Raw genomic sequence first — 5452 nt, 5'->3', positions numbered from 1 at the left:
TTTACATACCTAGCCATACCAAGCAGCCATACTGAACATACTGTACATTATTTTCAGTATAGTCCAGCGTATCATTGACTAGAGTCATGCTCCCGGAATTCCTTCATACCGATCCATCCTCTCCAGCCTGTCCGAGCTGCACAGATAGGCAACTCCCCACACAACCCCAGAGGGATCGCGGACAATGTTGGCCTTGCCGGTTCCATCGTTGCCGCGCTTGTTGAACGTCAGGCGGTATCCCTGCAAACGAGCACGCCTAGCTTCCTTGAAATCAACAGCACGGTGTCCCATCTGCTGGGCATCTAGGTTACTTCCGTATGCAAAATACCACTGCTCACTCATCTCTAGTTCCCTTGGTGTCGGGTGAACCCGCCTACCCAGAATTACACTGAGATATTGAGCACATTAGCATCACGGGATCCCGCCCCTCCATGAGCTACTTGGTTATCGACACCGAGGGCAACCCCAACCTCAAAGAAATCGCCCTTATCGACAGCAGCGGCCAGCTCATCTACCACGCCTACACCCAAGAATACTCGCCCCACCACCCCCAGCCCAAACCTTTGGCCCAAATCGTTGCTGACCTGCGGCGCTTGGCACAAGGCAAGACTCTTGTTTTCCACCAAGCAGATCACGACCTAAAAATCCTTAAACAAGCCTTTGACCAAGTTAACCAAGATTGGCTTCCTAACCCCATCTTCTGTACTTGGTCAGCCGCCAAGCAATGTTTTCCCAACCTCGCCGGTTACGGACTCGAGTACCTGAGCAAACATCTTGGGATCCAACTGGAGAGCGGCTACTTCAACTCCAAGTTGGCCCACGACGCCAGCTACGATGCCCTCTTTACCTACCACCTCTATCGCCACCTCACCCACGCTCAGCTCAAAGCCCAGAATGTTCCCAATCCTTTCGCCAACAGCAGAGTTGACAATCCCTTTCAGCATTATCCCGACGAGACCACCATCTATCAGCCTCAGTACCAGCAGCTCACTGCCACCCTACAGGACATCCAACGGGATCCCAACCACCAGAGCCGAGGGGTTGTCTTACTGGGAGAACCTGGATCCGGCAAGACCCACCTGATCATGCGGGTGGCCCAAAACCTCCTGCGCCACAACCGTCTCCTGTTTATCCCTCAGCCCACCCATCCCGACAACATCTACCACCACATCTACAGCCACACCCTGGAATCCCTGCGCGAACGGGTAGATGCCCATCACCACACCCAGCTCGACTACTTGATTGCCAAGAGCTTTGTGGAAATCTTGAAAACCTTCCCCCAAACCTCAAAAACTGAAGAGCTTCTCTCCCTTCTCACGGCGGATCCCCTCAACCTCTTTCATCGCCTGGGAGCAGAAGGCACCGAGCGTCGTCGTCAACAATGGCAAGCCATTGAAAAACGGGTTCTGCGCTGGTGGGCAGAGCAAAACTTCCTTACCGGTTCCACCGAAAACATTCTCAAGGGCATCATCAAATACTGCAGCTACAGGGATCCCAACCGCCGTCACCAGATCATCCGCTGGCTCAGCGGTACCGACCTGGATCCTGAAGAAACCAACTTGATTGGGTTGCCCCCTTGGAGTGCAGATCTGGATCGCAACACCTTTGCCCTAGAAGGGATGAAAGTCATCGCCAGGCTTTCGCTGCTCGACCAGCCCCTGATCATTGTCTTCGACCAATTGGAGGCTCTGGGCCGAGAGGAAAATCGAGATATCCTTCTCAACTTTGGCGATGCTCTAAAAGAGCTTTTTACCCGTATTCCCAACAGTTTGTTTGTCCTTAATTTGTTTCCTGATCGTTGGCAACATTTCCAAACCCAATTTGACCGGGCTACCGTCGATCGCCTCTCCCAAACCGTCCTCTCCCTAGATCTCCCCTCTCTTCCCCAGCTTCAAGCCCTTCTCCAGAGCCGCCTGCCTTCAGGGATCCACCTCCAAGCTCTCTTTACCGCCGATGACCTAAGCGATATTCTTGGTCAACCCTCCATCCGGGCCATTCTCAACCGGGCCTCAGCCTACTATCGCCACTACATCAACGGGATCCCTCTCCCTCCCCAGGTGCAAGTTGTACCCACTGCCAGCAATCTAGCCGCCCGTGTCCAGCGGCTCGAGACTGAGCTGCAAACCCTCAAACAACTGCTCATCCCCCTTCTGCCTGCCCACGGCCCCTCCATCGTTCTATCTCCACCCCTTCGGGATCCCAGCCCATCTGCCGATCTTGTTGAGACGCTGGATCCCTATCTCCGCACCACTGAGGCTCAGCTCCGCGCCGCCTATCCCCAAGAGGCGATCATCGACAGCACAGCCGATATCGGCAAATTGCGCACCATCGGCAATGCCCTACAAGGGATCCATCCTGTCCCCATGAGCACCCTGAAGCTGGGCAAACGCAAACTTCCAGATCACCTCTATTTCCCCAGCCAAAAGCGGGTGATTGCCTTTATCCAAGTGGGTCCCAGCAGCATGTATGGACAGCTCAATAACTTCAACCAATTGGTGATTGCTCACCCTGAGCTTCAGTTTCTTTTGCTACGGGATGCCCGCCTTAAGCCTCCTTCCAAAACGGCTACCGCCACCAAAGAGGCCTTGGCCGCCCTCAACAACAGCCCCAATGGCAAGTATGCTCTGCTCACCCAAGACGACCGCATCCATCTGGAGCTTATGCACAGGATGATCACCGACATCCAAAACCGCGACCTGGAAATCGACCTGACCCAAGCCGTTCGGTATTATCTTGACCACAGGGATCCCCCCCTTATTGCCTGGATCCTGGGCCGTGATTAAGCGCTCCAGATCCGTCGAAACCCCATGTTGTTCAAGGTCGGCTCCGCATCGGGATCCAGCACCGTAAAACCGGGATCCCATATTGTCCGGCCAAGCTTGTGACCTGATTCTTAAGGCTGCCGATCAACGGAGCCAAAGTACCTCAAAGTTTCCGGCATAGTGGGCTTTGTCCGGCTCAAGCTCTCCCCTGATTACTCAGTATCGGAGCGGCGGGATTTGAACCCACGACCCCCACTACCCCAAAGTGGTGCGCTACCAAGCTGCGCTACGCCCCGACGCACTTACGGGTAGAAGCCCATGAAGTGCCTAGCTAGTCTAGCATCGGATCGCGGCCAGAGTTAACCCCAAGCTGCGGGATCCCGTGGAAAACATGCTAGCTTAGTTAAGCCGTTAAGAAATCGCACGCCTGAACCACCGGGTGTCCTTACAGCCCTTTCGCGGTTTGCTGCAACAGCTCCTGAGTTCCTTGCCAATGGGGGTAGAGCGCTCTGTGCAGGTAACCGGCGGGAAGGCCGTAACTGGGATCCGTTCGGGCGGAGGCTAACCCGTAGGAGAGGAAAAACTCATGAGCGTAGTCAGTTTGCCTCAACTGTTGGAGGCAGGGGTTCACTTCGGCCACAAGGCCAGCCGCTGGAACCCGAAAATGCGGCCCTACATCTTTACCGAGCGGAACGGCATCCACATTATCGATTTGGTGCAGACGGCCCGCTATCTGAACGAAGCCTACGAGTATGTGCGGGATGCTGCTGACAGGGGTTGGCGCTTCCTGTTTGTGGGCACCAAACGGCAAGCTGCCGGGATCATCGCTCAAGAGGCTCGTCGCTGTGGCAGCTACTATGTCAACCAGCGCTGGTTGGGGGGTATGCTCACCAACTGGGCCACCATCAAAACCCGCATCGACCGCCTCAAAGAAATTGAGGAGATGGAGAGCAGTGGTCTTCTGGCTCGCCTGCCCAAACAAGAGGCCAGCCGTCTGCGGCGAGAGTTGGCCAGGTTGGAAAAGTACTTAGGCGGCATTAAAACCATGCGCAAGCTCCCCGATGCGGTGATCATCGTCGATCAGCGGCGGGAGGCCAACGCCGTTCAGGAATGTATCAAGCTGAACATCCCGATCATCTCACTGCTGGACACCAACTGCGACCCCGATCTCAGCGATATCTTCATTCCCTCTAACGACGATGCCATCCGAGCGATTAAGCTGATTGTAGGCAAGCTGGCGGATGCCATCTACGAAGGGCGGCATGGGCAGCTCGACACCGTTGAGGAGGATGAGTACGACTACGAAGGGGCGATGGATCTGGACGACGACATTCTGGAAGACATGGAGGACGAAGAAGAAGGAGAAGCCGAGGAAGGCTAGACCGAGGGCAGGGATCCCATGCAATCCGGACGCCTCCCTGCCTGTTCCCTATCCAGAGGCGTGTATTCTTGAAATCTAGGTTTACAATTCTACCGAAGCCCGCTCATTCTCACTCATATCCCGCCACATTCTTCCCGTTCTTTCATTCGAGGAGCCCTCATGAGCATTGATGCCAAACTGGTCAAAGAGCTGCGCGAAAAGACGGGCGCAGGCATGATGGACTGCAAAAAAGCCCTGGAAGATTCCGGTGGCGATATGGAGAAAGCCATCACCTGGCTGCGACAGAAAGGGTTGGCAGGGGCAGCCAAAAAGGCCAGTCGCGTCGCGGCAGAGGGGGCAGTTGACAGCTACATCCACTTCGGCAATCGAATTGGGGTGTTGGTGGAAGTGAACTGCGAGACGGACTTCGTGGCCCGCAACGAAGATTTCAAGAAATTGGTGCAAGACATCGCCAAGCAGATTGCCGCCTGCCAAAACGTAGAATACGTCAGCGTTGACCAGATCCCTGCTGAAGTGGTGGAGCGGGAAAAAGCCATTGAAATGGGCAAAGAAGATCTGGCCAATAAGCCGGAGAACATACGCGAGAAGATCGTGCAAGGTCGCATCGAAAAGCGCCTGAAAGAGTTATCCCTGTTGGATCAACCCTTTATTAAAGATTCCTCGATCACCGTAGAGGAATTGGTGAAGCAGCACATTGCCAAACTGGGGGAAAACATTCGGGTGCGGCGGTTTGTGCGCTTTGTCCTGGGAGAGGGGATCGAGAAAGAAGAAGTGGATTTTGCTGCTGAGGTTGCCGCTCAAGCCGGTCTCAAGCCGGCAGAGGCCCCCAAAGTGGAAGAGACTCCACCCGCTCCTCCTGAAGAACCTGCCCCAGAACCGGCCCCTGCTGCCGAGAGCAAGCCGGCCAAAAAAGGCTCCGCCAAGAAAAAGAAATAGCCGGTCAAGGCTGAGCTGTAGGGCCATGTCGGCGGTGCAGAGGCGTTGAAACTGCGTTATGGAGAGTGTGGGCACCTCTATGTCGGCAGTTCTATAACCACTACGCTTGGGTATCCCTTGGGGGAAAGGCTAGGTTATGCATGCAAATGTTCTGATCCTGATACATTTACGCTGAACACTGCTGAGCATTACTGCTCAACGATGAAGCGATAGCATTCTGTCCGTTTCCGTTGTCGCTACGCGACGCTAACGCGACCGCGTCAGCGGGACGGAGTCCAAACAGAAAGGCGGTATCCCGCAAAGCTCTGAGCATAACACCCAGAGCGCCTTGCCAATCTCGTGGTAGCCTATGGTTGCACTTTGGGCATCTAAA

4 protein-coding genes, 1 tRNA gene and 1 pseudogene are annotated in these 5452 nt (G+C 54.9%); 3 read left to right on the top strand and 3 right to left on the bottom strand.

Annotated elements, in window-relative coordinates; all coding sequences use genetic code 11:
* Positions 1 to 84: 84 nt before the first annotated feature.
* A complete protein-coding gene (locus ACVWXE_RS14090) occupies positions 85 to 342 on the bottom strand; it encodes a gamma-glutamylcyclotransferase family protein (RefSeq protein ID WP_457490617.1) in 258 nt (85 codons plus the stop codon).
* An 89-nt stretch (positions 343 to 431) separates the two neighbouring features.
* Here ACVWXE_RS14090 and ACVWXE_RS14085 point away from each other — a divergent pair, with 89 nt between their 5' ends.
* Positions 432 to 2783 (top strand): AAA family ATPase, encoded by a 2352-nt coding sequence (locus ACVWXE_RS14085; protein ID WP_457490616.1) that lies wholly within the window; start codon positions 432 to 434, stop codon positions 2781 to 2783.
* Positions 2784 to 2984: 201 nt separating this feature from the next.
* Here ACVWXE_RS14085 and ACVWXE_RS14080 read toward each other — a convergent pair.
* Positions 2985 to 3058 (bottom strand) — tRNA-Pro (locus ACVWXE_RS14080).
* 290 nt (positions 3059 to 3348) lie between these two features.
* On the opposite strand from ACVWXE_RS14080, the gene rpsB reads away from it, so the two are divergent.
* Together rpsB and tsf are read left to right on the top strand one after the other, a co-directional pair.
* A complete protein-coding gene (rpsB, locus tag ACVWXE_RS14075) occupies positions 3349 to 4143 on the top strand; it encodes a 30S ribosomal protein S2 (RefSeq protein ID WP_457490615.1) in 795 nt (264 codons plus the stop codon).
* Between the two features lie 144 nt (positions 4144 to 4287).
* Entirely contained in the window at positions 4288 to 5079 is a 792-nt protein-coding gene (gene tsf, locus ACVWXE_RS14070; protein WP_457387299.1) for a translation elongation factor Ts, read from the top strand.
* Positions 5080 to 5245: 166 nt separating this feature from the next.
* Here the strand turns inward: tsf and ACVWXE_RS14065 are convergent.
* Positions 5246 to 5452: pseudogene (locus ACVWXE_RS14065) on the bottom strand (RNA-guided endonuclease InsQ/TnpB family protein); the annotation flags it as partial.

Source organism: Thermostichus sp. MS-CIW-41 (assembly GCF_054058915.1).
The sequence above is the reverse complement of the archived record's forward strand: the minus strand, read 5'-3'. Positions and strand labels throughout refer to the sequence as shown.